A 24794-nucleotide genomic window follows, 5' to 3' on the forward strand; every position below is an offset into this window, starting at 1 on the left:
GAACCTCAACGCCCCTTCAGTGCCTTCAACAACGCCGCATTGAACTGCTTCGGGTCCTGCACCTGCGGCGAATGCCCCAGGTCGGCGAACTCGACCAGGTTCGAGCCGGGAATCGCTGCGGCCGCAGCCTTGCCAAGCACCGGGTAGTTGCCCAGCGTCGCCTTCACCTGCGGCGGCGCCAGGTCGCGGCCGATCGCGGTGCGGTCCTTCTGGCCGATGAACAACGTGGTCGGCACCTGCACATTCTTGAGTTCGTAGACCACCGGCTGGTTGAACACCATGTCCGAGGCCAGCGCCTGGCTCCAGGCAACGGCCTGCTTGCCCGGGCCTTCGTACATGCCCGACTGCATGCGTGCCCACGGCTCGTAGGCCGGCTTCCATTTGCCGTCGTAGTACACCTCCAGCTGGTAGCGCCGGATGCTGTCATAGCTGATGTTCATTTCGCCGGCATACCAGGCATCCACGCTGCGCCATGGCACGCCAAGTGCCTTCCAGTCTTCCAGCCCGATCGGGTTGACCAGCGACAGGCTGCGCAGGTCCTGCGGGTACATCAGCGCGTAGCGCACCGCCAACATGCCGCCCATGGAGTGGCCTACCAGGTGTACCGGCACATCACCCAGCTGCAGTTGCTGCAGCAACGCATGGGTGTTGGCGGCCAGCTGCGCGAACGAGTACTGGTAGCGCTCGGGCTTGCTGGACTTGCAGAAGCCCACCTGGTCCGGGGCAATCACCCGGTAGCCGGCTGCGATCAGTGGCTTGATCGATTCCTTCCAGGTGGCCGCACAGAAATTCTTGCCATGCAGAAGCACCACGACGCCGACCGGTGTCTTCTTCGGCGCGATGTCCAGGTAGGCCATTTCCAGCGGCTGCCGCTGCGATTCCAGCGCGAAGGTCTTTACCGGATAGCCGTAATCGAAGCCCTCAAGCCGCGGCCCGTAAGTGGGCGCGGCCAGGGCGGGCAGCGGAAGGCAGGCAAGCAGGGCGGCAGCGATCACGCGCATGGGGCAGTCCTGGGTAGGGGAGCCCCGAGCCTAACCGGAACGCAGTGACGGTGTCGTCCGATGTAGAGCCGAGCATGGGCCCGGCTCTACAACTCAGCACTCGATGACGTTCACCGCCAGCCCACCGCGGCTGGTTTCCTTGTACTTGTCCTGCATGTCACGGCCGGTATCGCGCATGGTCTTGATGACCTTGTCCAGCGACACCTTGTGCTTGCCGTCGCCACGCATCGCCATGCGCGAGGCGTTGATGGCCTTCACCGCGCCCATCGCATTGCGTTCGATGCAGGGGATCTGCACCAGGCCACCGATCGGGTCGCAGGTCAGGCCAAGGTTGTGTTCCATGCCGATTTCCGCGGCGTTCTCGATCTGGCTGGGATTGCCACCCAGCGCCGCGACCAGGCCGCCGGCCGCCATCGAGCAGGCCACGCCCACTTCACCCTGGCAGCCCACTTCGGCGCCGGAGATCGAGGCGTTTTCCTTGTACAGGATGCCGATCGCTGCCGAGGTCAGCAGGAAGTCGAATACGCGCTGTTCGTTGGCACCCGGGCAGAAGCGATCGAAGTAGTGCAGCACCGCCGGCAGCACGCCGGCCGCACCGTTGGTCGGCGCGGTGACCACGCGGCCACCGGCCGCGTTTTCCTCGTTCACCGCCAGCGCGTACAGATTGACCCAGTCCAGCGTGGTCAGCGGATCGCGCATCGCCGCTTCCGGCTTCGACGACAGCTCGCGGTACAGCGCCGGTGCACGGCGGCCCACCTTCAGGCCACCCGGCAGCACGCCCTCCTCGCGGATGCCGCGGGTGACGCATGACTGCATCGCGCTCCAGATCTCGCGCAGGTTGGCGCGGATCTCGTCTTCGCTGCGCCAGCACTTTTCGTTCTCGAACATCAGCTGGGCAATGCTCAGGCCGCTGCGTGCGGTCTGTGCCAGCAGTTCGTCGCCGCTCTTGAACGGGTAGGGCAGCGGGGTTTCATCGGGCACGATGCGGTCATCGGCCGCGTCGTCCTGGTTGACCACGAAGCCGCCACCGACCGAGTAGTAATCGCGGGTGGCGATCACTTCGTCGTCGGCGTTGTACGCGGTGAAACGCATGCCGTTGGTGTGGTACGGCAGCTTCTGGCGCTTGTTCATGCCGAGGTCGCGCTTCTCGTCGAAGGCGATCTCATGCTGGCCCATCAGCTGGATGCGCTTGCTGCTGCGGATGCGCTCCAGCGTGGCCGGGATGATGTCCGGGTCGATCAGGTTCGGCCGCTGGCCTTCCAGGCCCAGCAGGATCGCCTTGTCGGTGCCATGGCCGCGGCCGGTCAAGGCCAGCGAGCCATAGACATCGGCGCGGATGCGCGCGACCTCGTGCAGGCGGCCCGGGTCGAGCAGCCAGCGATGGATGAATCGCTCGGCGGCCTTCATCGGCCCGACGGTGTGCGAGGAGCTCGGGCCAATGCCGATCTTGAAAACGTCGAACGTGCTGACAGCCATGGTTGCCGTACTGCGGGTACCGGAGGAGATCGCTATTCTAGCGGTTCATGCCGCACTTCCATGGCTGCGGCGCAGCATTTCGGCAGAGGGAGCAAAACCGGTGTTGACCCTGTTCCAGCGCGACGACTGCCATCTGTGCGACATGGCCCTGGCCGAGCTGGCCAAGGCGCGGGCACCGGAATTCGAATCGGTGTTCCTGGACGATCAGCCGGCGCTGGAAGCGCGCTACGGCGCACGGGTGCCGGTGCTGCGTGACGAGACCGGCGGTCGTGAGCTGGACTGGCCGTTCGACGCGGCCACGGTTCAGGCCTGGCTGGCCGTCGATCGGTAGTGCCGGCCGCTGGCCGGCAACCCCGCCATGCCCGGTGATGCCGGCCAGCGGCCGGCACTACCAGATGCGTTGCCATGCCCGGTGATGCCGGCCAGCGGCCGGCACTACCAGAGGCGATTTATTTCGCGTCGAACTTCACGATCGTGCTGATCGCGGTTTCGTCCGGGATGGTCTTGGTGTCGGCCCAGTCGCCGCCGCCGACGCCGAAGTCCAGGCGCTTGACCGTGGCCTTGCCGGTCAGCACCGGCTGGGTGCCCGGCTTCCAGGTGAAGGTGAGGGTGACCGGCTTGCTGACGCCTCGCAGTTCCAGTGTGCCATCGGCGGCGAACTGGTCATTGCCCACCGCGCGGAAGCCCTTGGCGGTGTAGCGTGCGGTGGCGAACTTGCCAACATTGAAGAAGTCGGCGGTCTGCAGGGTCGAGTCACGGTCGCTGTTGCCGCTCTTGGCACCGGCCAGCGGGATCACCACGTCCAGCGAACCGGCGGCCGGATTGGCCGGGTCGAAGCTGAGCTTGGTGGCAAAGCCCGGGAAGCTGCCGGTGAACACTTCGCCGTCGTACTTGGTGGCGAACACCAGGATCGAGCCGGCGCCGGGGGCCTGCGCGTAGTCGGCGGCGAGCACCGGGGCGGTGGCCAGCATGCCGGCCAGGGCGGCGGCCACGGCGGCCGGAGTGGTCAGTTTCAGGTTCATCGGTCAGTCCTTCTGAGGGGAGGCAAGCCAGCCGCGCGGCAACATGCGGGTCAAGGTCGCATCGCGCTGGAACAGGTGGTGGTAGAAGGCAGCGCCGGCATGGGCCAGCACCACCGCGATCAACAGCCAGAAGCCGTATTCGTGGATGGCATGCGATACCGCGACAACCTGCGGGTCGGGACCGCTCAGCTTGGGCACGTCGACCAGACCGAACCAGCGGAACGGGCGCAGGCCGCTGGCCGAGTCGTACAGCCAGCCCGACAGCGGGATGGCGAACATCAGCACATACAGCAGCACGTGGGTGGCGCTGGCGATGCGTTCCTGCCAGCTGGGCACGCCCGGCACCGGCTTGGGCGCGCCGGCATACAGGCGCCAGCCGAGGCGGAACAGTACCAGTGCAAGCACGGTGATGCCGATCGATTTGTGCGCGGTGTAGACCCAGAAGTACTTGGGCGTCTTGGGCAGTTCACCCATGGTCAGGCCGACCACGCCGAGGGCGAGGATCAGCAGTGCGATCAACCAATGCAGGATCTGGCTGACACTCCCCCAGGCGGCGGGGGTGTTCTTGGCGGTCATGAAGGGTCCTCTAGGGGGCCGTCTTGGGGTCGGAGTGCGGAACGGGAGCGGGAGTTCCCGGGGCGTCGCTGCGGTCGAGGGTGGCTTCAGCCTCGATCCTCAGCTGTACTGCATCACCGATGACGCCCGGCCAGGCGGTGATGCCGAACGCACGCCGGCTCAGTGTGGTGCTGGCGGAGAAGCCGGCGGTGCGTCGGAACGGGGGGAGCGGGTAGCGCTTGATGGCGTTGAGGGTCACATCCAGCGTGATTTCCTGGCTGACCCCACGCAGGGTCAGCGTGCCGATCACGTGGGCGCGCTTGGCATCGATCGGTTCGACCCGGTTGGAGACGAAGTGTGCCTTTGGGAAACGCTCGCCATCCAGAAGGCTGCGGGCCAGCGTGGCCTGGTTCCATTTGGCGTCACCAAGGTCCAACCGCGAGACTGGGACTTCGACATCCAGGGTGGCACCGCGCCAGTTGTCGGGATCGAACTGCAGGCGGCCCTCGCTGCCGGACACCGTACCCATGGCCTGCGAATAGCCGGCGTGGTCGATGCTGAACAGCACCCGCGTGTGCACCGGATCGAGGCGGTAGGTGTCTGCGTCCGCCCAGGCGGGGGCGGTGGCGAGCAGCATCGGCAGCAGGGCCAGGCAGGGACGCATCGATGGCGGGCTCCGGAAGGGGGACGCTGTGATCATACGCACAGGCCCCTGCCAACGATGCGTGCATGGCTGCAACAGTTCGTGGTGGTCCTGCCTCGGCAACAGGCTGTTGCAGCCATGACCCCGGCCCTGTGTGACAATCGGGACAGGACAGGGGGTTCAGGATGACGAGCAGCTGGCGCCTGTGGTGCCTGGGGATCGCGGCAACGGGGCTGCTGCTGTTGGCGTCTGCCACGGCGGCTGCGGCCCTGGACATGGCTGAAACACCACGCCTGCGGCGCTTCGGTGCCGCCGAAGGCATGCCTTCGCGCATGGTGCTGGCGCTGGCCGAGGACCGCCAGGGCCATGTATGGGCTGCGACCGATGGCGGCCTGGTGCGCTACGACGGCAGCTCGCTGCGGGTCTGGGAGCATGATCCGGAACAGCCCGGTTCGTTGCCCGGCAACGAGATCGAGACCCTGCTGGTCGATCCGCTGGACCGCGTGTGGGTGGGCATCAACGGCAAGGGCGTGGCCCGCCTGGATGCCGACCGCGAACGGTTCAAGACCTTTGATGCGGTCAATGGCCCCTGCCTGGGCCAGTTCTGGACGCTGGCCTACGCCGGGGATGCGTTGTGGATCGGCACCAGCGGCCAGGGCATCTGCCGGTTCGGGGAGGACGGCAGCCTGCGCTTCTTCAAACACGACCCCGCCCGCGCCGACGGCCTGCCCAGCAACACCATCTACAGCAGCCTGGTCGATGCACAAGGGCGCCTGTGGATTGGTACCGAGGCCGGGGTGGCACGCTGGAATGGCCGCGATTTCGAACCCGTGGCACCGCGCGAGCTGGGCACATTGAGCGTGCTGCGGATGAGCCGCGATCCGGATGGCTCGATCTGGATCGGCAGCCAGAACGACGGCCTGTACCGCATCGATGCGCAGGACCGGGTCAGCCGTCCGCGCTGGAGCGACAGCGCCAGCCTGCGCTCGGCGCTTGTGCTGGCCGATCGCCAGGGCGGCTACTGGGCGGGCACGTCCGACGGCCTGCTGCGTGGCGACGCCAGTGCGCTGTTGCGGCTCGACGGCGACCGTGGCAGTGGTTTCCTTACCGCACAGAGCGGTGTGCTGGACCTGCTGCAGGACCATGAGGGTGGATTGTGGGTGGCGCTGCTGACCCAGGGCCTGGCGTACCTGCCACCGGAGTGGCGCCGCTTCTCGATCTGGAACCAGCTCGATGGCAAGCCGCTGGACAGCCAGTACCTGCTGGGTGCGGCCAGTGACGGCCAGAACTACTACGTGGGTTCGGCACACGGCGTGTACCAGCTGGATGCGCACGGCACATTGCGCCTGCTGGCCAGCGACCGTGAGATCGGCAGCGGTGCGGTCTGGTCGGTACTGCCGCGGCCGGACGGGCGCCTGTGGCTGGGGCGTGCCGGTCGCATCACCGTGTATGACCCGGCCAGCCGCGCGCTGCACGATTGGCATATCGATGGAGGCGCCGACCTGCGCCAGCGCATCGACCTGATGCGGCAGGCACCCGATGGCACGGTCTGGCTTTCGGTGATGAATCTGGGCCTGCAGCTGCGTAGTGCAGATGGCCGGGTGCTGCGCAGCTATCCGCTCGACGATTTCCGCAAGTCGGCCGATTCACCCATCGAGCAGATCCGCTTCGATGCCCATGGCAAGGCATGGGTGATGGGCGAAATGGGCATCTGGCGTGAGCAGGCCGGTCGCTTCGAAGCGGTGCCGGGTGTCTCGCGCGGGCTGATCTTCGATCTGGTGTGGGTTGATCCGCAGCAGCTGTGGCTGGCCCGCCAGGGCGCGTTGGAGCGCTATCAGTGGGATGGCATGAGCCTGCACCTGATCCAGCGCATTGATGGAAGTGCCGGTGTGCCGCCGGTCAGCATGGGCGGCCTGGCATTGGCCGACAATGGCCGGGTGTGGGCGACCACGCCGCGCGGCCTGCTGCGTTGGGACCCGAAAGCACGACGCCTGCAGTTGTTCAACGAACGCGATGGCCTGTCCGATGCCGAGTTCACCAGCCGGCCGCCGGCGGTGAATGAAGATGGCCGCGTGCTGGCCGTGGCCCAGACCGGTCTTGTCGCTTTCGATGTGAATGCCGACGACGTGGTGCTGCCCGGGTCGTCGCTGGTGATTGCCGAGGTACGCGTGCGCCGCGATGACGCGCGCGGCTGGCAGCCGTTGCCGAACGCCGGCACCCTGCTGCTGGGACCGGATGATCGCGACCTGCAGATCGATGCACGATTGCTGTCGTATGCCAACCCACAGGGCAACCGCTACCGTTTCCGGGTACGCGGGTATGACCAGAACTGGGTGGAGCAGGGCGGCGACGGCCAGCGCACGCTGTCGCGACTTCCCACCGGCAGCTACGTCATCGAAGTACAGGCGGCCACCGCCAATGGTGCATGGACGCCTTCGCAGCAGCTGCAGGTGAAGGTGCTGCCACCATGGTGGCGCAGCGGCATGGCGATCTTCGGCTACATCCTGATCGGTTCGCTGCTGCTGCTCGTCCTGGTCTGGTCGATCCGTGCGCGCCTGCGCCGTCGCCAGCAATGGCAGTTGACTGTGCACAAGCAGGAGCTGGCCGAACAGGCCTCGCAGGCCAAGAGCCGGTTCCTGGCCACGCTGGGGCATGAAGTGCGCACGCCGATGACCGGTGTGCTTGGCATGAGCGAGTTGCTGCTGGCCACGTCGCTGGACCCGGTGCAGCGCAGCTATGCCGGCTCCATCCAGCAAGCCGGTAGCCATCTGCTGCGGTTGGTCAACGATGCCCTGGACCTCGCACGCATCGAGGCGGGCCGGCTGGAGCTGGATCTGCGCCCATTTGATCTGGCCGGCCTGCTCGACCAGGTGCAGGCGCTGATGCAGCCCATGGCGAAACAGCGCAAGCTGGATTTCCAGCGTGGCGACGATCCGCCCGGCCCGATCAGCGTCAGTGGCGACGAGATGCGCGTGCGGCAGATCCTGCTCAACCTGCTGGGCAATGCCATCAAGTTCACCGAACGCGGCCATGTCGGCCTGGCCGTGCACCTGGAAGAGAACGGCGGCGGTCTCTGTTTCGAAGTGCACGACAGTGGCCCGGGTATCAATGCCGAGCAGCAGGAGCGGCTGTTCCACCGATTCGAGCAGGCGGAGGGGCCGCGCACGGCCTCGCGTTATGGCGGCAGCGGGCTGGGCCTGGCGATCTGCCAGGAGCTGGCCGTGGCGATGGGCGGGCGCATCGAAGTGGACAGCCAGCCAGGCAAGGGCGCGCGCTTCCGGGTACGGTTGCCGCTGCCCTGGACCCGGCAGGCAGCCGCCACGGGCGAAGTGCCGGCACTGCCGGTACTGCCGCCATTGCGCATCCTGCTGGTGGAGGACGATGCCACCGTGGCCGAGGTCATCGCCGGCCTGCTGCGCAGCCGCGGCCATGACGTGGTGCATGTGCTGCATGGCCTGGGGGCTTTGTCGGAGATCGCTACCGATGGCTTTGATGTTGGCCTGCTCGATCTCGATCTGCCGGCGCTGGACGGCACTGCGATCGCCCGCCAGCTGCGCACCCTGGGCTATGAGCTGCCACTGGTGGCGGTGACCGCCCGCTCCGACGCCTATGCCGAATCGCAGGTGCTCGCTGCCGGTTTCGATGGTTTCCTGCGCAAGCCGGTCACCGGCGACATGCTGGTGGCAGCGATCATCCAGGCTCGCGCCAAACGACAGACCACAACTTGAAAACGTCGGCGCCGGGCGTGAACGGCGCGACTTTCGGTTTACCATGCCGACGCCCGCGGCGCGGGAATCATCAGGGCAGCGTGAGGAGGCAATCGGTGGTGTTTCTACGGGCGGCGATGCTGCTGCTGATCCTCCTGTGCGGCCTGTCACCCGCTGCCGCGCAGCCGGTGCCACCGAGCCCGCGCCAGGTGACGGTGTTCGACGGCCTGCCGTCCAATACCGTCAACCGCATGGCTGAAGACCGCTACGGCTACCTCTGGATCGCCACCAACGACGGCCTGGCCCGTTACGATGGGCGCAACTACCGGATCTGGCGTTCGGAGGATGGCCTGCGCGACAACCGCATCTGGACGGTCCTGGTCGATGCGCGCAACCAGCTCTGGATCGGGACCGAGAACGCGGGCCTGGTACGGATGTCGGCCGACCGCCGCCAGCTGCATTTCTACGATCGCAGCAGCCAGCCGTTGATGGGGACCAATACGGTCTGGAGCCTGGCGACCACGCCGGACGGTGCGATCTGGTTCGGGACCCACGAAGGTGGGCTGTACCGGCTGGACAGCCAGGACCGCCTGCAGCGTTTCCTGCCGGAGGCCAACAATCCACGCAGCCTGCCTGCCGCCTCGGTGCCGTATCTGGCTACCCTGGCCGATGGCAGCCTGTGGGTCGGCACCAAGCATGGCGTGGCGCGCTGGACGGGCACCGACTTCGAGCGGGTCGGCACGGATGTCATTCCCAGCCTGTTGATCAACGGGTTGACCAGCGAACCCGATGGCAGCCTGTGGATCAGTACGATGGCCGGTGCCACGGTGCGTCGCCCCGACGGGCGTTTTGAATCGCCGCCATGGAAACTGCCGCCGGGCGAGCAGGTGCTCGGCATGATGCTGCGCGATGAGCAGGGCGGGCATTGGCTGGATACCCGTACCGGGCTGGGCCGGGCCGTGGATGGGCAGTACCAGACCGTTCCGCTGTACAGCGCCGTTGCGCGCGGGCCGGTGCGCCCGAACTGGACTGGCGCCTACGAGGACCGCGAAGGCGGCATCTGGTTGGCCAGTACCAATGCCGGCCTGTGGCACCTGCTGCCGCGCTGGTGGCAGTTCTCGGTGCTGTCGCGATTGGAGGATGACGCCGGTTCGCTGCGCAATGCCTTCGTGCTGGGCACCAGCCCTTCCAGCAATGGCGGCATCTGGACGGTTGGCAGCCACGGGGCGCTGGACCGGTTCGATCCCAGGACCGGCAGGATCGAGCAGCACCGCACCTGGGTCAATGGCATGTACTGGCTGTCCTCGGTACGCGAGGATCGCCGTGGCCAGGTCTGGATCGGCTCGACCGATGCGTTGCTGCGCTATGACCCGAAGCGGCGTGACCTGCGTCGCTGGGGCCGTGATGCCGGGGCCGACGCAACCATGGAAGGGGTCATCGAGTCGATGATGACCTGCGACGGCGACAGCCTGTGGTTGATGTTGCCCGCAGGCCTGCAGCAGCGTGACCTTGACGGTCGCCTGCGCCGCCAGCTGGACAACGGCCAGCGCGGTCTGCAGCAGGGCCAGCTCAACCTCGATGTGGAATGCGGGCCGCAGGACCACATCTGGCTGGCCAGCAGCCGCGGCCTGCTGCAGTGGCTGCCGGAAAGCGAGCGCTTCCAGCCGGTGCCGGGTGCGCCGGCGACGGCGATCCATGCGTTGCACGTTGGGCGCGATGGCCAGGTCTGGTTGTCGGAGGATGGCCGCCTGTCGCGCTACCGCTGGAGCCAGGGGCGGCTTGAACGGCAGGCTGTGGTCGGCGCGGAGCAGGGTTACCCGGCGATTTCCGCGTCCGGGCTGGTGGTCGACGCACAGGGGGTGGCCTGGGCCACCAGTGCCCGCGGCCTGGTGCGGGTTGGCGCCGATGGGCAGAGCGTGCGCCTGTACGGCGTGCACGACGGCCTGCCCAGCCAGGAGTTCCGCGAGCACACGTTGACGATGTCCGGCGATGGCCATCTGGTGGCCGGCACCCCGGCCGGCGTGGTGGTGTTCGACCCGGAACAGGTGCGACCCTCGGTGCGGCGTGCACCGTTGGTGATCGAGCGGGTCGAAGTCCGCCGCAACGAGCAGGTACTCGACCTGACCCACGACACGCCGTTGCAGATTGCCGATGGTGACCGTGACCTGCGCATCGTCGCGCGACTGTTGTCGTTCGCCGATTCGGCTTCCAACAGCTACCGCTACCGCCTGGCCGGCTACGACCCCGATTGGGTGGAAGTGGGACCGGCCGGTGAGCGCCTGTTCTCGCGCCTGCCGCCGGGCAGCTACCGTCTGGAAGTACAGGCGCGCTCCGCAGACCATGTCTGGTCTCGGGTGCAGAGCCTGGAATTCCGCGTACAGCCACCGTGGTGGCGCAGCCTGTCCGGGCTGCTGGTACTGGCCTCGATCGCGCTTTTGCTGACCAGTTGGTTTGCCTGGTTGTATCGCCGCCGCCTGCAGCGGCGCCATGCCTATCAGCTGGCGCTGCACAAACAGGAACTGGCCGAACAGGCCTCGGCGGCCAAAACCCGCTTCCTGGCCAATCTCGGCCACGAAATCCGCACGCCGATGACCGGCGTGCTCGGCATGAGCGAACTGCTGCTGGCCTCACCTCTGGACCCGCAGCAGCGCGGCTACACACAGTCGATCCGGCACGCCGGCGAACACCTGCTTCACCTGGTCAACGATGCCTTGGACCTGGCACGTATCGAGTCCGGACGGCTGGAACTGCAGTCCAAGCCGTTCGCGCTGAGCTGCCTGCTGCAGGACCTGGCCGCGCTGATGGGACCACTGGCAGCGCAGAAGGGCCTGCGCTTCACCCTCGACAACCAGCTTCCGCCGGGCTTGCAGGCGACCGGCGATGCGATGCGGGTAAGGCAGATCCTGCTCAACCTGCTCTCCAACGCGGTCAAGTTCACCAGCCGCGGAACCATCACCCTGCATGCGCGCAGCGATGGCGAGCTGCACGCGCTGCATTTCGAAGTGCGCGACACCGGGCCGGGCATCAGCCAGGAACAGCAGCAGCACCTGTTCCGTCGTTTCGAGCAGGCCGACGGTGCCCGCACCGCTGCGCAGTACGGTGGCAGTGGCCTGGGCCTGGCCATCTGCCGTGAACTGGCGCAGGCGATGCAGGGGCGTATCCAGGTGGAGAGCCAGCTCGGCCGCGGCACGTGTTTTGGCGTGACCCTGCCGTTGCCGCTGGTGGTCGATGCCAGCGCAGAGGCCGAGGGCGAAGCGCACCGCGAGGATGTGGCCAACATGCCGCCGTTGCGCGTGTTGCTGGTCGAGGATGATGCAACCGTGGCGGATGTGGTGCGCGGGTTGCTGAGTGCGCGCGGGCACGAGGTCGTGCATGCGGGGCATGCGCTGGCGGCACTGCGCGAGGTCAGCGCCGGTGATTTCGACGTCGGCCTGCTGGATCTTGACCTGCCGGGCCTGAGTGGCTTCGAGCTGGCCCAGCACCTGCGCAACCAGGGCTACATGCTGCCGCTGCTGGCAGTGACCGCGCGGACGGATCCGGACCTGCAGCAGCAGGTGGAGGCGGCTGGCATCGGCGGTTTCCTGCGCAAGCCGGTGACCGGTGAGCTGCTGGTGGAAGCGATCGCCAGGGTCATGGGCAGGTAGGGTTTATTGCAGGGCTTGCAGCCCTGCACCTGCAGAATCAACGTCAACGTCAACGCAACGTCAACGCAACGTCAAAAGCCTGCATTCCGTGGGATGGCGGGGTGGGTCCGGTAGCGGGGGACGCTGCAAGTACGTCCATGTAAGCTCGGTCGCCGCATCCATGCGGCTCACGCCCCCGCAACCGGACCCACCCCGCCTTCGACAGAATCCTGCGATCTGCAGTAGATCCACGCCATGCGTGGATGCGTTTCGATCTCAATTCGAAGTATTCGATTTCGATGGAGATTCATCCACGCATGGCGTGGATCTACTGGCCACCGGGAAACTGTCGACGGCGGGGTGCTGTGGGTTTGCGGGGTGTGAGCCGCATGGATGCGACGACCAAGCCCCCATGGACGGGTTCACGGCGGCCCCGCAAACCCACAGTACCCCGCCATCCCACGGAATGCCTGCTTTTGCCGTTGCTGTTGCCTTGGCTTGAAGCCTCTGCAGGTGCAGGGCCGCAGGCCCTGCCGAACCACCCTCACTCCGCGACGTGCTCGACCTGCCGTGGCTCCGGCTTGGTATCGGGCAGCTGCCAGAAGATCATCGTCGAGGTCAGGGTGATCGCGCCGACGCACAGGAAGGTGGCGTGCAACGCGGCAGTCGCGCTGTTGCCGTCCAGGTGGTTGCCGAACGCGGCCAGTAGGCTGCCGGCCGCAGCAGCACCGAAGCCGGCCGCGAGCATCATCACCATCGACAACAGGCTGTTGCCGGAACTGGCGAACTCGCGGTCCAGGTCACGCAGGGTCACGGTGTTCATCACGGTGAACTGCAGCGAATTGACCGCGCCGAAGAACGCCAGCTGCAGCAGGCGCCAGGCCAGGTGCTGGCCGGGTGTCATCAGGATGAAGCTGGCCATGGCCAGGCCTACCAGCACGGTGTTGACCATCAGCACGCGACGGTAGCCGTAGCGCTCCACCAGTTTCACTGCCAGTTTCTTCGAGACCATGCCAGCGGCGGCCACCGGCACCATCATCAGGCCGGCGTTCATCGGGCCCAGGCCGAGGCCGACCTGCAGCAGCAGCGGGATCAGCATCGGCATGGCGCTGCTGCCGATGCGCGAGAACAGGTTGCCGAGAATGCCGATGCGGTAGCTGGGTACGCGGAACAGCGCCAGCGAGAACAACGGCGCCGTCGAATTGGCAGCGTGCAGCCAGTAACCCACCAGTGCCGCCAGGCCTGCAACGGTCATCAGCATCACCAGTGCATGTGGCGTACCGAGCCCGGAGATGCCGTCCAGCGCCAGTGACAGCACCACCATCGCGAAGGCCAGCATGATGTAGCCACGCAGGTCGAAACGGGTGCGATGGCTGGCGTAGTGGTCGGGCATGATCTTCATCGCGGCGATGAAACCGATCACGCCGATCGGCAGGTTGATCAGGAACACCCAGTGCCATGAGGCGATCTCGACCAGCCAGCCGCCCAGCGTGGGACCGATCAGCGGGCCGACCAGGGCCGGGATGGCGATGAAGCTCATCGCGCGCAGGAAATCCTCGCGCGGCACCGAACGCATCACCGCCAGCCGGCCGACCGGCAGCAGCATGGCACCGCCGATGCCCTGCAGCACGCGCGCACCGACCAGCTGGTGCAGGTGCTGGGCCAGCGCGCAGGCCAGCGAGCCGAGGGTGAACAGGATGATCGCCACCAGGAAGGTACGGCGGGTGCCGTAGCGGTCGGCGATCCAGCCGGAGGCGGGGATGAAGGTGGCCACTGCCAGCGCGTAGCTGAACACCACCGACTGCATCTGCAGCGGGCTTTCACCCAGGCTGGCGGCCATCGCCGGCAATGCCGTGTTGACGATGGTCGAGTCCAGCATCTGCATGAAGATCGCCAAGGACACCAGCCACAGCAGGGGGCGCTGGCGGTTGTAGGTCGATGGCGATGTGGACATGGGGTGCGGCCGGTGCAGCGTGGGGGCTGCCATGATCGCGCACTGCGGGTCACGGCGCGATCAACATCGCGCCGCAACCGTATGCCGAATGCTCAGCGCTGGCTGTGCGCGTGCACCGCGTCGACCAGCACCTGCACGTGGGCCGGGTCCATGTCCGGCGACATGCCGTGGCCGAGGTTGAATACATGGCCCTCGCGCGAACCGCCATTTCCCGCGGCATAGGTGTCGAGCACGCGTGCTGCAGCGGCGGCGATCGCATCCGGCGAGGCGTACAGCGTGGTCGGGTCGAGGTTGCCCTGCAGGGCAACGCGACCACCGGTGCGGCGCATGGCCTCGTCCAGGTCCAGTGTCCAGTCCAGGCCGAGCGCATCGGCGCCGGTCTGCGACAGTGCTTCCAGGTGCAGGCCGGTACCCTTGCCGAACAGGATCAGCGGCGTGCGCTCGCTGCCTTCGCCACGCTCCAGGCCCTGCGCAATCCGCTGCAGGTAACGCAGCGAGAACTCGCGGTACATCGACGGCGACAGCACGCCACCCCAGGTGTCGAACACCTGCAGCGCCTGCGCACCGGCCGCGCGCTGCGCGCCGAGGTAGGCAATCACCGCGTCGGTGGTGACCTCCAGCAGGCGGCGCAGGGCCTGCGGATGGTTCAGTGCCATCGCCTTGATGCGCGCGAAGTCCTTGCTGCCGCCGCCTTCCACCATGTAGCAGGCCAGCGTCCACGGGCTGCCGGAGAAGCCGATCAGCGGTACCTGTCCGTCCAGCTCGCGGCGGATCAGGCGCACCGCGTCCATCACGTAGCCCAGGTCCTGTTCCATGTCCGGCACCGCCAGCTTGGCGATGGCCGCTTCATCTCGTACCGGGTGGCGGAACTTGGGGCCTTCGCCTTCGACGAAGTACAGCTCCAGGCCCATCGCATCGGGAATGGTGAGGATGTCCGAGAACAGAATGGCCGCGTCCAAGGGGAACCGGCGCAGCGGCTGCAGGGTGACTTCGCAGGCGATCTCCGGATTCTTGGCCATGGCCAGGAAGCTGCCGGCCTTGGCCCGGGTCGCACGGTATTCCGGCAGGTAGCGGCCGGCCTGGCGCATCAGCCAGACGGGGGTGCAGTCCACCGGTTCGCGGCGCAGGGCGCGCAGCAGGCGATCGTTGCGGAGAGGGCTGGTCACGATGGGCATTCCTTGGACGAAAGTTGGCAGCGGCGTCAGTCGCCGTGCGAAAGGATCTGGAAGCCGCGATGCAGTTCGGCATCGCGGGCCTTCTCGAAGGCATGGCGGGCTTCGTCGGCCTGCAGGAACAGCTCGCGCCGCAGCTGCGACCGGCTGCCGACGCGGCCGCTCTCGCGCAGCAGCTCCCAGCCGCCGAGCAGGTCCGGCTGCAGGCTCAGGCGCAGGAAGCGCGGTGCCTGCGCACCGGCGTCGGGATGTTGCAGGTAGACGTGCATGGGCCGATTGTAGCGGGGCCAGGGTGACCCCGGCCGCAACGCGGTAGTGCCGACCGCTGGCCGGCAACCTCGTGAATCGTCCCCGGTAGCGCCGGGCCATGCCCGGCGAGCGCGGAAAGGTCAGCCCGCGCCCAGCACCTTCAGCACCGCCGCTTCATCCACGTCCGGCACCACTTCGGCGCGGCCCATGCCGCGCCACAGCACCAGGCGCAGGCGGCCGGCCACGTTCTTCTTGTCCAGCCGCATGCGGCCGAGCAGGGCCTTCGGGTCCAGTCCGGCCGGGATCGCCACCGGCAGACCGAGGCGTTCCAGCAGCGCCTGCAGGCGCGCGCGGTCGGCATCATCGGCCAGGCCGAGGTCGGTGGACAGCTTCGCGGCCAGTACCATGCCCACCGCCACCGCCTCGCCATGGTTCAGCGCATCGCGGCCCGGAGCCGAGTAGCCCTGCTCGGTCTCGATGGCATGACCGAAGGTGTGGCCCAGGTTGAGCAGGGCACGCTCGCCCTTCTCGAACGGATCGCGTTCGACGATCGCAGCCTTGTGCCGGCAGCTGCGTGCGATGGCTTCGGAGAGCACGTTGTCTTCGCCGGCGACCAGTGCATCGGCATGCTGCTGCAGCCATTCGAAGAACACCGCGTCACCCAGCGCGCCGTACTTCACCACTTCGGCCAGGCCGGCACGCAGCTCGCGCGGCGGCAGGGTAGCCAGCACGCGGGTATCGGCAATGACCGCACGCGGCGGATGGAATGCGCCGACCAGGTTCTTGCCGGCCGGGATGTCGACCGCCGTCTTGCCGCCCACCGACGAATCGACCATCGCCAACAGGGTGGTTGGAAGCTGCACGCAGTCCACGCCGCGCATCCAGCAGGCCGCGGCGAAACCGGCCAGATCACCGACCACGCCACCGCCGAGGGCGAACACGCAGGCATCGCGGGTGGCGCCGAGCGCGGCCAGTGCTTCGATCGCGCGGCCGAATTCGGCCAGGGTCTTGGAGGCTTCGCCCGCGGCCAGCACGTGCTCGCCGACGATCAGGTCGGGGCGTGCGGCCAACAGCGTCTGCTTCACGGCATCCAGATAGCGCGGGGCCACTTCGCTGTCGCTGAGCAGCAGCACATGGCGACCGCGCACATGTGAGGCAAGCGCGGCGCCGTCAGCCTGGGCACCGGCGCCGATGGTGATGGTGTAGGGGCGGTCGCCGCCAACGGCGACCTGCAGCAGGGCGGGGGAAGTCATGCAGTCAGGTCCTGGCGCTGCCATTGCGTGGCCAGCTTCACCACCAGGTGGGCGGTTGCGTCGGCAGCGGTGTACGGGTCGGTATCAAGGGTGAGGTCGGCCAGTTCGCGGTACAGCGGGTCGCGGTGCGCGGCCAGATCGTGCAGCACCTGCTCGCGGTCCGGGCGCTGCAGCAGCGGCCGGCCCTTGTCGCGGGCCAGGCGCTCCAGCTGAGCAGCCACGCTGACCCGCAGGTAGACCACGAAGCCGCGTCGTGCGATCAGCGCACGGTTGTCCGGATCCAGCACCGCGCCGCCACCGGTGGAGACCAGCTGGCCGCGGCCTTCCAGCACACGCGCAAGCGCCTCGCGTTCATGGCTGCGGAAGCCGGCTTCGCCGGAGTGCTCGAAGAGGGTCGGGATGCTTGCGCCGGCGGCATCGACGATGGCCTGGTCGACATCGACGAAGTCCAGCGTGAAGCGCTCGGCCAGGCGGCGGCCGATGCAGGTTTTGCCGGCGCCCATCGGGCCGATCAGGATCAGGTTCGGAGCAGGATTCATGCCCCGTGATGCTAACACCTCCGTGTCCCGACCTTTACGTTCTTCACGTCAGGGTAGGCGTTCCTGCGGGGTCTCCCGCGCCAGCCGGAGTACAGGCCATGACGGTCGCCAAGGTCATCGAAATCACCGCCTCCTCGCCGAAAAGCGTGGAGGACGCCGTGCGCAGCGGGCTGAAGAAGGTCTCCGAGACGGTCAAGGGCATCCAGGGCGCCTGGGTGAACGAGACCAAGGTGGTCACCAATGGCAGTGGCGAGATCACCGAATGGCGGGTCAATCTGCGGGTGACCTTCCTGGTGGAATAGGCGCGCTCAGCGCACGTCCTGCACTTGGCGCTGGCCGTCCAGCACCACCACGTGGTCGGCCAGGGCGGGCAGGGCATGCAGCGCCTGGCGGCTGACCCGCTCGTAGTACTGCACGAAGCGCTCCAGCTGTGGCCGGCTCATGCCGTGCCGGCCCGGCTGCGCGGCCTGCAGGTTCTGCTCCTGCTGCCAGCGCCAGCGCGGCACCACTGAAAAATCCGGTGGCTGCAGGAACCACAGGCGGTCGCAGCGCTGCCACAGTGCCGGGTAGTCGCGAGCCAGCGCCTGGTTGCACCAGCGCCGCCAGCGGCCATCGGCGTCGGCGTCGCGTTCCAGCGCGTTCAACGGGCTGTCCAGCGCGTCGTCATCCTGTGCGGGCGTGCCCAGGAACCAGCCTTCGAAGACCAGCAGGTCCAGCGGTTGCTGCAGCTGCGGCCATTGCGCTTCGGGCAGGCGTTCATCGGCCAGCTTGTCGAAGCGCGGCATCGCGAAAGGCTGGCGTGCGGCCATGGCGTCCAGCACTGCGTGGGCCAGCGGCAGATCATGGGTGCCCGGCGGGCCGCGGGTGATCAGCAGAGGGTGCACCTGGCGGGCCAGCCGCTGGCGCTGTGCGCGGGTCAGGTAGACATCATCGACCGACAGCGTGGCCGCGTTCAGACCGCGTGACTGGGCGCGCGCCACCACCTGCGCGGCCAGCGTCGATTTGCCGCTCCCCTGCAGGCCGCTGATCGCCAATACTGGAACCGCTGCACCGCTGCCCAGTGCATCGTCCAGCACCTGTTCGGCCAATGTTTCGGGGAATCCTTTCACCTGGGGCATATACGCAGCAGCGGCCATGCAGCCACAATAGCCCAATCCGTGTGAGAAGAACGCAATCATGAGCGACCTGTACGCCGAAGCCCTGTCCACGTTTGCCGGCCTGTTCGACGAGGCCAAACAGAGCCGCGAGGTCGAGCCGAACGCGATGACCGTGGCCACCGCTGATACGCAGGGCCGTCCCTCGGCACGTACCGTGCTGCTGAAGGCGTTCGACGAGCGTGGTTTCGTCTTCTACACCCACCTGGACAGCCACAAGGGCCAGGAACTTCATGCCAACCCGCAGGCCGCGCTGTTGTTCCTGTGGCGCAGCCTGCGCGAAGCCGGCATCCAGGTGCGCATCGAAGGCCGTGTCGAGCAGGTTGCCGACGCCGAAGCCGACGCCTATTTCGCCAGCCGTCCACGCATGAGCCAGATCGGCGCCTGGGCCTCGCAGCAGTCGAAGACGCTGGCAACGCGCGAAGAGTTCGACGCGCGCGTTGCCGAGGTCGAAGCCCGCTTCGAAGGCAAGGACGTGCCGCGCCCGGACGGCTGGAGCGGCCTGCGCGTGGTGCCTGACCGCATCGAGTTCTGGTACGGCGCGCAGTTCCGCCTGCACGAACGCTGGTGCTATGAAGCCGGCGCCGAAGGGCGCTGGAGCAAGCGCCTGCTGTACCCGTGATCGCCAGCGCGCCCACGATCCGCCAGGCCACGCCGGCCGATGCGGCCGCATGGGCGCAGTTGCGTCTCGTCCTGTGGCCTGATGCCGATGATCCGCTGGAGGAACTGACGCAGTCGCTGGCAGATGCCGAAGGTGCTGTGTTCTTGGCCTGTGCCGCGGATGGCGAGACGGTTGGTTTCGCTGAAGTGCGCCTGCGCCATGACTACGTGAACGGTACCGAGTCTTCGCCGGTGGGGTTCCTGGAGGGCTGGTACGTGCAGCCGCAGTGGCAAGGCCGCGGCGTCGGCCGCGCCCTGCTGGCGGCGGTGCAGGCGTGGACGCGCGATGCGGGCTGCCGCGAACTGGCTTCGGACAGTCGCGTGGAAGACGTGCAGGCTCACGCCGCGCATCGGGCCTGCGGCTTCGAAGAGACCGAACGGGTCGTCTATTTCCGCATGCCGCTGGAGCCATCGGCGTGAATCGCCTGCCGCTGTACCGCGTGGTGGTGTTCGTGCCGTCGGCAGCACTGGGCGCGGTGAAGCAGGGCATCCTGGCGGTGGATGCGCTGGCGGCCGGCGACTACGAGCACGGCATGTGGTGGTCGGCGCCGGGCTTCGAACAGTTCCGCCCGCGCGTGGGTGCGTCGCCCGTACAGGGTGAGGCGGGGCGCACCGAAGTTGTCGACAGCGTACGCCTGGAATTCTGCCTGCCGCGCGATCCGCAGCGGCTGCAGCGCATCTTCGAACAGGGCATCGTGCCGCATCATCCGTGGCAGGTGCCTGGCGTGCAGGTGGAGGAAATCGAGCTTCTGCTTACCGACGCACGGCGGTTGTAGAGCCGTGCCATGCTCAGATGCTGCTCCGACGCATGAGGCAGTCGATCAGGCCTCGACTCCACAAGAGCAGGCTGTCGCAAATGGACCGGATTGCTTCATCTGCGAGCAGGCCCATAACCGGCACACTCCGATGGATGATCTCGACTTCCGGAGTTGCCATGCCCTCCTGGCGTTGCCTGTTTGCGGTGCCGCCGCTGCGTCACGGCGTGGAAGCGTTCCTGCTGTTGATCGCCCGCATCGTCGCCGGGGTGATGTTCTGCGTGTCCGGCTGGAACAAGGTGTTCACCGATGCGGGACGTGAGCGCATGGTGCATACGCTGGTCGATGCGGGGATTCCGTTCCCGGTGTTCAGTGCGCCGGTGCTCGGAGGCATTGAATGGATTGCGGGCAGCCTGCTGGTGCTGGGCCTGCTCAGTCGCCCCTCGGCGTTGCTGCTGGCAGGTATCTGCGCGGTGGCTGCATTGACTGATGGCATCGCGCGCATTCCTGCCGGGCTGAGCGTGCCGGATTGGCTGAGCTGGTTCTTCTATCTGAGCGAAGTGCCGCTGGGTGTGCTGCTGTTGTGGATTGCCGCAGTTGGGAGTGGACGATTCGCGATAGAAGTGCGCTGGGCGCGTTGAACATTGAGTGATGCGGAGGCAATTGAATGCGGATGAATGATCTGATCCAGCGCGTAGTTCGCGCGTACCCGGATCGTCGGAATCCTGATTGCGCTTCGGCGGCCGAGGTCATGCGTCGCTTGGGCGTTGCTCCTCACTGCGATATGTGGATGTTCTACATGGCGATCAATGGCGCGCTGCCTGCCGTGAGCGGTAGGCTTGAGTTGTTGCGTATCGTTGGCCCTGGAATTCCGAAGATTCCAGACTAGGCTGAGTACGTTTGGGATCGGTACGAGCTCCCAGTTAATTTTCTTCCGCTGTCATCTGACGAGGGTGAGGGAATGTATTTGTACGATATGTCTACTGAAGAGGTACATGACTACAGCCTGGCTCGCCACGATCAGTTTGTGACGGGACAAGAGCAGCCTCGGTGGGAGAGCTTCCATGGCTTCATGATGTGGTATCTCGGTGAGGCAAGCGGTACGTAGCGTTGATTGATGCTCGGCTTTTCCATGGAGTTGAGCATGGCTCGACTCTACAGATTCTCCGCGCGCAGCCAGCGCCACAGCGTAGTGCGTGAGACGCCCAGCGCCTGCGCCATCCCCTCGCGGTCATTGCGGTGTTCCTGCAACAGCGTTTCCAACTGCGGACGCGGCGGCCGCTTGCCGTTGTTTTCCACCGGTAGCGCAGCGGCGCCCTCATTCACCAGTTCGGGTGCCAGCTGCAGCAGTCGCGCGGCATCAATCAGCCCTTCACCGGGTTGCCAATGGATGCGCAGCCGATCCACCAGATTGCGCAATTCGCGCACGTTTCCTGGCCACTGGGCGGTGGTCAGCACCGCCAGTGCCTCCGCATCCAGTGGCGCGTCGATACCACGCAGCTGGCGGAAGAAATGCTGCGCCAACAGTGGGATGTCACCGCGCCGGGCGCGCAGCGATGGCAGGGCAATGCGCAGCGCGGCCAGGCGGTAATACAGGTCGCGCCGGAAGCTGCCGGCTGCCGCGCGGTGCTCCAGCGATTGCAGGGTGGCGGCGACCACGCGCAGGTCCACCGGGGTCGGTTCGGTGGCGCCCACGCGCAGCACTTCACGTTCTTCCAGCACCCGCAGCAGGCGGGTCTGCAGCGGCAGCGGCAGTTCGCCGATTTCATCCAGGAACAGGGTGCCGCCGTCTGCGGCCTCGACCAAGCCGACGCGGCCACCACGGCGTGCGCCGGTGAAGGCGCCATCGCTGTAACCGAACAGCTCCGCTTCCAGCAGTGATTCGCTGATGGCGCCGCAGTTCAGCGCGACGAAGCGCCCACGACGGCCGCTGGCGGCGTGCAGCTGCCGCGCGACCAGTTCCTTGCCGGTGCCGGTCTCGCCGGTGACCAGCACGGTGCTGTCATGCGGCGCATACAGCGCGATCTGCGCGCGGACCTGCGCCATCGCGTCGCTGTCGCCGAGCAGTTCATGTGTGTCGGCACGTGCTGCCGGGCGCCGGCGCGGGGCGGCTCGGTTGCCGCTGGAGCGGGCAAGGGTCTGGGTCAGCTCCAGCGCATGTTCAAACGCTTGCCGCACCGAGTCGGCCGAGTACAGCAGCACGCCGGGCAGGCCGGCCTGTTCGGCGTGGTCGATGGCCATGCCGGTGCCGACGATCACTTCGATGCCGTTGGCGCGCAGGTCGGCAATGCAGTCGCGTGCGTCCTCGCGGGTGACGAAGCGGCGATGCTCGATATCCAGGCCGAAACTCTGCTGGAAGTTGCTGAACACCGGCACGTCGCTGGCGTGGGTGACCAGGCCGATGCGGCTGGCGATGCGCCGCGCACGCGCCAGCGCCTCCATCAGGTCGAAGCCGTTGGCCTGGATCGGCACCAGCGGCAGTTCCAGCCGGCTGCGCAGCCAAGCGGCGTTGGAGCCGCCGGCGATGACCACGTCGCAGTGCTCGCGGCGCAGGCGTTGGCCGATCACATCCACCGCTTCCTCGAAACCGAGGTTGATCTGCTCGATGCGCGCGCGGCGATCGAATTCGGGAATGACATCGCCGAGCAGGCCGGTCAGGCGCGAGACGCTGACCGTCCAGATCACCGGGCGACCGGGGTCGGCGTCGGCGTGGCGCAGGGGTGAGCGGGGCAGGTACATGGCGGCGGGAGGTCGGCGGGATGTTTCATGATACATCCGTTTCAATGTTTCATATGTTTCACTGTTGCATGGCAGTCATCCCCGTGAAATCAACGGCTTGCAGCTTGGCATGGTGCTTGCGCCTACCTACCCGTTCTCCAACCTGGATTGCCGCATGACCGCTTCCACTTCCTTCTCAGCCGGTGCCCGTTTCCGTGAGGCGCTGGCTGCCGAATCGCCGCTGCAGGTGATCGGCGCGATCAACGCCAACCACGCCCTGCTGGCCAAGCGCGCCGGCTTCCGCGCGATCTACCTGTCAGGCGGTGGTGTTGCCGCCGGCTCGCTGGGTCTGCCGGACCTGGGTATCAACACCCTGGAAGACGTGCTGGTGGACGTGCGCCGCATCACCGATGTCTGCGACCTGCCGCTGATGGTCGACATCGACACCGGCTTCGGTCCGAGCGCGTTCAACATCGCGCGCACTGTGAAGTCGCTGATCAAGGCCGGCGCAGCCGCCTGCCACATCGAAGACCAGGTCGGCGCCAAGCGCTGCGGTCACCGCCCGGGCAAGGAAATCGTTTCGCAGGGTGAAATGGTCGACCGCGTGAAGGCCGCTGCCGATGCCAAGACCGATCCGGACTTCTTCCTGATCGCGCGTACCGACGCCATCCAGGTGGACGGCGTGGACAAGGCCATCGAGCGCGCCATCGCCTGCGTCGAGGCCGGTGCCGACGGCATTTTTGCCGAGGCGGCCTACGACCTGGACACCTACCGTCGCTTCGTCGACGCGGTGAAGGTGCCTGTGCTGGCCAACATCACCGAGTTCGGTGCCACCCCGCTGTTCAGCCGCGATGAACTGGCCTCGGCCGGCGTCGCCATCCAGCTGTTCCCGCTGTCTGCCTTCCGCGCCGCCAACAAGGCTGCCGAGAACGTCTACCAGGCGGTGCGCCGCGATGGTCATCAGCGCAACGTGGTGGAGACCATGCAGACCCGCGAAGAACTCTACGACCGCATCGGCTACCACGCCTTCGAGCAGCAGCTCGATGCACTGTTCGCCGCCAAGAAATAAGCAGTACCCTGCACCATCAGTTTTCGGAGGGAAAACATGAACGATACGACCGCAACCCCGACCTTCAAGCCGAAGAAGTCCGTGGCCCTGTCCGGCACCGCTGCCGGCAACACCGCGCTGTGCAGCGTGGGCCGCAGTGGCAACGACCTGCACTACCGTGGCTACGACATCCTGGACCTGGCCAACACCAGCGAGTTCGAGGAAATCGCCTACCTGCTGGTGCACGGCAAGCTGCCGACCCGCGCCGAGCTGGTTTCGTACAAGGCCAAGCTGAAGTCGCTGCGTGGCATCCCGGCTGCGGTGAAGGCGGCGCTGGAAGAGCTGCCGCCGTCGGCGCACCCGATGGACGTGATGCGCACCGGCGTGTCCGTGCTCGGCTGCGTGGCACCGGAGAAGGACGACCACAACCATCCGGGTGCACGCGACATCGCCGACAAGCTGATGGCCTGCCTCGGTTCGATGCTGCTGTACTGGTACCACTGGAGCCACAACGGCCGCGCCATCGACGTGGAAACCGACGATGACTCGATCGGCGGCCACTTCCTGCACCTGCTGCACGGCGAGAAGCCGCAGGAATCGTGGGTGAAGGCGATGCACACCTCGCTGATCCTGTACGCGGAGCACGAGTTCAACGCCTCGACGTTCACCTGCCGCGTCATCGCCGGCACCGGCAGCGACATGTACAGCGCGATCTGCGGTGGCATCGGCGCGCTGCGCGGTCCGAAGCACGGCGGCGCCAACGAAGTGGCGTTCGAAGTGCAGAAGCGCTACGACAGTCCCGATGAGGCCGAGGAAGACATCAAGGCCCGCGTCGAGCGCAAGGAAGTGGTGATCGGTTTCGGCCACCCGGTCTACACCGTCTCTGATCCGCGCAACAAGGTGATCAAGGACGTGGCCCGCGAGCTGTCCGAAGAGCAGTCGAGCATGAAGATGTACAACATCGCCGAGCGCCTGGAATCGGTGATGTGGGACATCAAGAAGATGTTCCCGAACCTGGACTGGTTCAGCGCGGTCAGCTACCACATGATGGGCGTGCCGACCGCGATGTTCACTCCCCTGTTCGTGATCGCCCGCACCGCCGGCTGGAGCGCGCACATCGTCGAGCAGCGTATCGACGGCAAGATCATCCGCCCGAGCGCCAACTACATCGGTCCGGAAGACCGCGACTTCGTCGCCATCGACAAGCGCGTCTGATCCACCTGCTGCACCCATCCGGCCGGCCGTGTGCCGGCCGGGTGCTTTCG

23 protein-coding genes are annotated in these 24794 nt (G+C 66.8%); 11 read left to right on the forward strand and 12 right to left on the reverse strand.

The window, feature by feature from the left end; all coding sequences use genetic code 11:
• Window positions 1–5 precede the first annotated feature (5 nt).
• Both AC5P57_RS07870 and AC5P57_RS07875 read right to left on the reverse strand, forming a co-directional pair.
• Window positions 6–1001 (reverse strand): alpha/beta fold hydrolase, encoded by a 996-nt coding sequence (locus AC5P57_RS07870; RefSeq protein ID WP_142806562.1) that lies wholly within the window; start codon window positions 999–1001, stop codon window positions 6–8.
• Between the two features lie 93 nt (window positions 1002–1094).
• Window positions 1095–2477, reverse strand: a complete 1383-nt coding sequence (locus AC5P57_RS07875) for an L-serine ammonia-lyase (protein WP_014038149.1) — start codon at window positions 2475–2477, stop codon at window positions 1095–1097.
• Window positions 2478–2577: 100 nt separating this feature from the next.
• Here AC5P57_RS07875 and AC5P57_RS07880 point away from each other — a divergent pair, with 100 nt between their 5' ends.
• Window positions 2578–2808 carry a glutaredoxin family protein gene (locus AC5P57_RS07880; RefSeq protein ID WP_024956919.1) on the forward strand — a complete coding sequence of 77 codons (231 nt, stop codon included), beginning with the start codon at window positions 2578–2580 and terminating at the stop codon, window positions 2806–2808.
• Between the two features lie 118 nt (window positions 2809–2926).
• Here AC5P57_RS07880 and AC5P57_RS07885 read toward each other — a convergent pair whose 3' ends face one another.
• Genes AC5P57_RS07885 through AC5P57_RS07895 form a run of 3 tightly spaced genes read right to left on the reverse strand, consistent with a single transcriptional unit; the run spans window position 2927 to window position 4718 of the window.
• The gene (locus tag AC5P57_RS07885) at window positions 2927–3499 is read right to left on the reverse strand and encodes a YceI family protein (RefSeq protein WP_006384701.1); all 573 of its coding nucleotides are present in this window, start codon (window positions 3497–3499) and stop codon (window positions 2927–2929) included.
• A 3-nt stretch (window positions 3500–3502) separates the two neighbouring features.
• Window positions 3503–4075, reverse strand: a complete 573-nt coding sequence (locus AC5P57_RS07890; protein ID WP_262234696.1) for a cytochrome b — start codon at window positions 4073–4075, stop codon at window positions 3503–3505.
• 10 nt (window positions 4076–4085) lie between these two features.
• Entirely contained in the window at window positions 4086–4718 is a 633-nt protein-coding gene (locus tag AC5P57_RS07895) for a YceI family protein (RefSeq protein ID WP_099555295.1), read from the reverse strand.
• 164 nt (window positions 4719–4882) lie between these two features.
• Here AC5P57_RS07895 and AC5P57_RS07900 point away from each other — a divergent pair, with 164 nt between their 5' ends.
• Together AC5P57_RS07900 and AC5P57_RS07905 are read left to right on the forward strand one after the other, a co-directional pair.
• Window positions 4883–8425, forward strand: coding sequence for a sensor histidine kinase (locus tag AC5P57_RS07900; RefSeq protein ID WP_262234697.1), 3543 nt, complete (start codon window positions 4883–4885; stop codon window positions 8423–8425).
• A gap of 95 nt (window positions 8426–8520) precedes the next feature.
• Entirely contained in the window at window positions 8521–12048 is a 3528-nt protein-coding gene (locus AC5P57_RS07905; RefSeq protein ID WP_495219524.1) for a hybrid sensor histidine kinase/response regulator, read from the forward strand.
• Between the two features lie 523 nt (window positions 12049–12571).
• On the opposite strand, the gene mdtD is transcribed toward AC5P57_RS07905, so the two are convergent.
• The 5 genes from mdtD to AC5P57_RS07930 form a co-directional block, all read right to left on the reverse strand.
• Window positions 12572–13981 (reverse strand): multidrug transporter subunit MdtD, encoded by a 1410-nt coding sequence (gene mdtD, locus AC5P57_RS07910; protein WP_088430823.1) that lies wholly within the window; start codon window positions 13979–13981, stop codon window positions 12572–12574.
• Window positions 13982–14073: 92 nt separating this feature from the next.
• Window positions 14074–15156, reverse strand: coding sequence for a uroporphyrinogen decarboxylase (hemE, locus tag AC5P57_RS07915; RefSeq protein WP_262234700.1), 1083 nt, complete (start codon window positions 15154–15156; stop codon window positions 14074–14076).
• 26 nt (window positions 15157–15182) lie between these two features.
• On the reverse strand, window positions 15183–15422 hold the full coding sequence (locus AC5P57_RS07920) for a WGR domain-containing protein (RefSeq protein ID WP_099555305.1): 240 nt from the start codon (window positions 15420–15422) through the stop codon (window positions 15183–15185).
• Between the two features lie 120 nt (window positions 15423–15542).
• A complete protein-coding gene (gene aroB / locus AC5P57_RS07925) occupies window positions 15543–16655 on the reverse strand; it encodes a 3-dehydroquinate synthase (protein ID WP_099555307.1) in 1113 nt (370 codons plus the stop codon).
• A complete protein-coding gene (locus AC5P57_RS07930) occupies window positions 16652–17194 on the reverse strand; it encodes a shikimate kinase (protein ID WP_099555309.1) in 543 nt (180 codons plus the stop codon). Before AC5P57_RS07930 ends, aroB begins: the two co-directional genes overlap by 4 nt.
• Before the next feature lie 98 nt (window positions 17195–17292).
• Here AC5P57_RS07930 and AC5P57_RS07935 point away from each other — a divergent pair, with 98 nt between their 5' ends.
• Window positions 17293–17496 carry a dodecin family protein gene (locus AC5P57_RS07935; protein ID WP_005410663.1) on the forward strand — a complete coding sequence of 68 codons (204 nt, stop codon included), beginning with the start codon at window positions 17293–17295 and terminating at the stop codon, window positions 17494–17496.
• Between the two features lie 6 nt (window positions 17497–17502).
• On the opposite strand, the gene AC5P57_RS07940 is transcribed toward AC5P57_RS07935, so the two are convergent.
• Window positions 17503–18330, reverse strand: a complete 828-nt coding sequence (locus AC5P57_RS07940; protein ID WP_495219525.1) for a kinase — start codon at window positions 18328–18330, stop codon at window positions 17503–17505.
• Window positions 18331–18370: 40 nt separating this feature from the next.
• Here AC5P57_RS07940 and pdxH point away from each other — a divergent pair, with 40 nt between their 5' ends.
• The 5 genes from pdxH (at window position 18371) to AC5P57_RS07965 (ending at window position 20652) form a co-directional block, all read left to right on the forward strand.
• The gene (pdxH, locus tag AC5P57_RS07945; protein WP_099555313.1) at window positions 18371–18970 is read left to right on the forward strand and encodes a pyridoxamine 5'-phosphate oxidase; all 600 of its coding nucleotides are present in this window, start codon (window positions 18371–18373) and stop codon (window positions 18968–18970) included.
• Entirely contained in the window at window positions 18967–19428 is a 462-nt protein-coding gene (gene aac(6')-Iz, locus AC5P57_RS07950) for an aminoglycoside N-acetyltransferase AAC(6')-Iz (protein ID WP_099474498.1), read from the forward strand. The genes pdxH and aac(6')-Iz overlap by 4 nt, the downstream gene beginning before the upstream one ends.
• Complete coding sequence (locus AC5P57_RS07955) at window positions 19425–19784, forward strand: YqfO family protein (protein ID WP_099555315.1); 360 nt, start codon at window positions 19425–19427, stop codon at window positions 19782–19784. Before aac(6')-Iz ends, AC5P57_RS07955 begins: the two co-directional genes overlap by 4 nt.
• Window positions 19785–19942: 158 nt before the next feature.
• Window positions 19943–20404, forward strand: a complete 462-nt coding sequence (locus AC5P57_RS07960) for a DoxX family protein (protein ID WP_099555317.1) — start codon at window positions 19943–19945, stop codon at window positions 20402–20404.
• Between the two features lie 32 nt (window positions 20405–20436).
• A complete protein-coding gene (locus AC5P57_RS07965; protein WP_262234701.1) occupies window positions 20437–20652 on the forward strand; it encodes a hypothetical protein in 216 nt (71 codons plus the stop codon).
• A gap of 266 nt (window positions 20653–20918) precedes the next feature.
• Here AC5P57_RS07965 and prpR read toward each other — a convergent pair whose 3' ends face one another.
• Complete coding sequence (gene prpR, locus AC5P57_RS07970) at window positions 20919–22502, reverse strand: propionate catabolism operon regulatory protein PrpR (RefSeq protein ID WP_099555320.1); 1584 nt, start codon at window positions 22500–22502, stop codon at window positions 20919–20921.
• A 154-nt stretch (window positions 22503–22656) separates the two neighbouring features.
• On the opposite strand from prpR, the gene prpB reads away from it, so the two are divergent.
• Both prpB and prpC read left to right on the forward strand, forming a co-directional pair.
• A complete protein-coding gene (prpB, locus tag AC5P57_RS07975) occupies window positions 22657–23550 on the forward strand; it encodes a methylisocitrate lyase (RefSeq protein WP_099555390.1) in 894 nt (297 codons plus the stop codon).
• A gap of 36 nt (window positions 23551–23586) precedes the next feature.
• Complete coding sequence (prpC, locus tag AC5P57_RS07980) at window positions 23587–24744, forward strand: bifunctional 2-methylcitrate synthase/citrate synthase (protein WP_005410655.1); 1158 nt, start codon at window positions 23587–23589, stop codon at window positions 24742–24744.
• Window positions 24745–24794: the final 50 nt, after the last annotated feature.

It is taken from the genome of Stenotrophomonas sp. YJH_SMC_79 (assembly GCF_059367995.1).

Coding starts and splice junctions, on each gene's coding strand:
- AC5P57_RS07870 (WP_142806562.1), bottom strand. CDS start 1,001: ATGCGCGTGATCGCTGCCGCCCTGCTTGCCTGCCTTCCGCTGCCCGCC.
- AC5P57_RS07875 (WP_014038149.1), bottom strand. CDS start 2,477: ATGGCTGTCAGCACGTTCGACGTTTTCAAGATCGGCATTGGCCCGAGC.
- AC5P57_RS07885 (WP_006384701.1), bottom strand. CDS start 3,499: ATGAACCTGAAACTGACCACTCCGGCCGCCGTGGCCGCCGCCCTGGCC.
- AC5P57_RS07890 (WP_262234696.1), bottom strand. CDS start 4,075: ATGACCGCCAAGAACACCCCCGCCGCCTGGGGGAGTGTCAGCCAGATC.
- AC5P57_RS07895 (WP_099555295.1), bottom strand. CDS start 4,718: ATGCGTCCCTGCCTGGCCCTGCTGCCGATGCTGCTCGCCACCGCCCCC.
- AC5P57_RS07900 (WP_262234697.1), top strand. CDS start 4,883: ATGACGAGCAGCTGGCGCCTGTGGTGCCTGGGGATCGCGGCAACGGGG.
- mdtD (WP_088430823.1), bottom strand. CDS start 13,981: ATGTCCACATCGCCATCGACCTACAACCGCCAGCGCCCCCTGCTGTGG.
- hemE (WP_262234700.1), bottom strand. CDS start 15,156: ATGCCCATCGTGACCAGCCCTCTCCGCAACGATCGCCTGCTGCGCGCC.
- AC5P57_RS07920 (WP_099555305.1), bottom strand. CDS start 15,422: ATGCACGTCTACCTGCAACATCCCGACGCCGGTGCGCAGGCACCGCGC.
- aroB (WP_099555307.1), bottom strand. CDS start 16,655: ATGACTTCCCCCGCCCTGCTGCAGGTCGCCGTTGGCGGCGACCGCCCC.
- AC5P57_RS07930 (WP_099555309.1), bottom strand. CDS start 17,194: ATGAATCCTGCTCCGAACCTGATCCTGATCGGCCCGATGGGCGCCGGC.
- AC5P57_RS07935 (WP_005410663.1), top strand. CDS start 17,293: ATGACGGTCGCCAAGGTCATCGAAATCACCGCCTCCTCGCCGAAAAGC.
- AC5P57_RS07940 (WP_495219525.1), bottom strand. CDS start 18,330: ATGGCCGCTGCTGCGTATATGCCCCAGGTGAAAGGATTCCCCGAAACA.
- pdxH (WP_099555313.1), top strand. CDS start 18,371: ATGAGCGACCTGTACGCCGAAGCCCTGTCCACGTTTGCCGGCCTGTTC.
- AC5P57_RS07960 (WP_099555317.1), top strand. CDS start 19,943: ATGCCCTCCTGGCGTTGCCTGTTTGCGGTGCCGCCGCTGCGTCACGGC.
- AC5P57_RS07965 (WP_262234701.1), top strand. CDS start 20,437: ATGAATGATCTGATCCAGCGCGTAGTTCGCGCGTACCCGGATCGTCGG.
- prpR (WP_099555320.1), bottom strand. CDS start 22,502: ATGTACCTGCCCCGCTCACCCCTGCGCCACGCCGACGCCGACCCCGGT.
- prpB (WP_099555390.1), top strand. CDS start 22,657: ATGACCGCTTCCACTTCCTTCTCAGCCGGTGCCCGTTTCCGTGAGGCG.
- prpC (WP_005410655.1), top strand. CDS start 23,587: ATGAACGATACGACCGCAACCCCGACCTTCAAGCCGAAGAAGTCCGTG.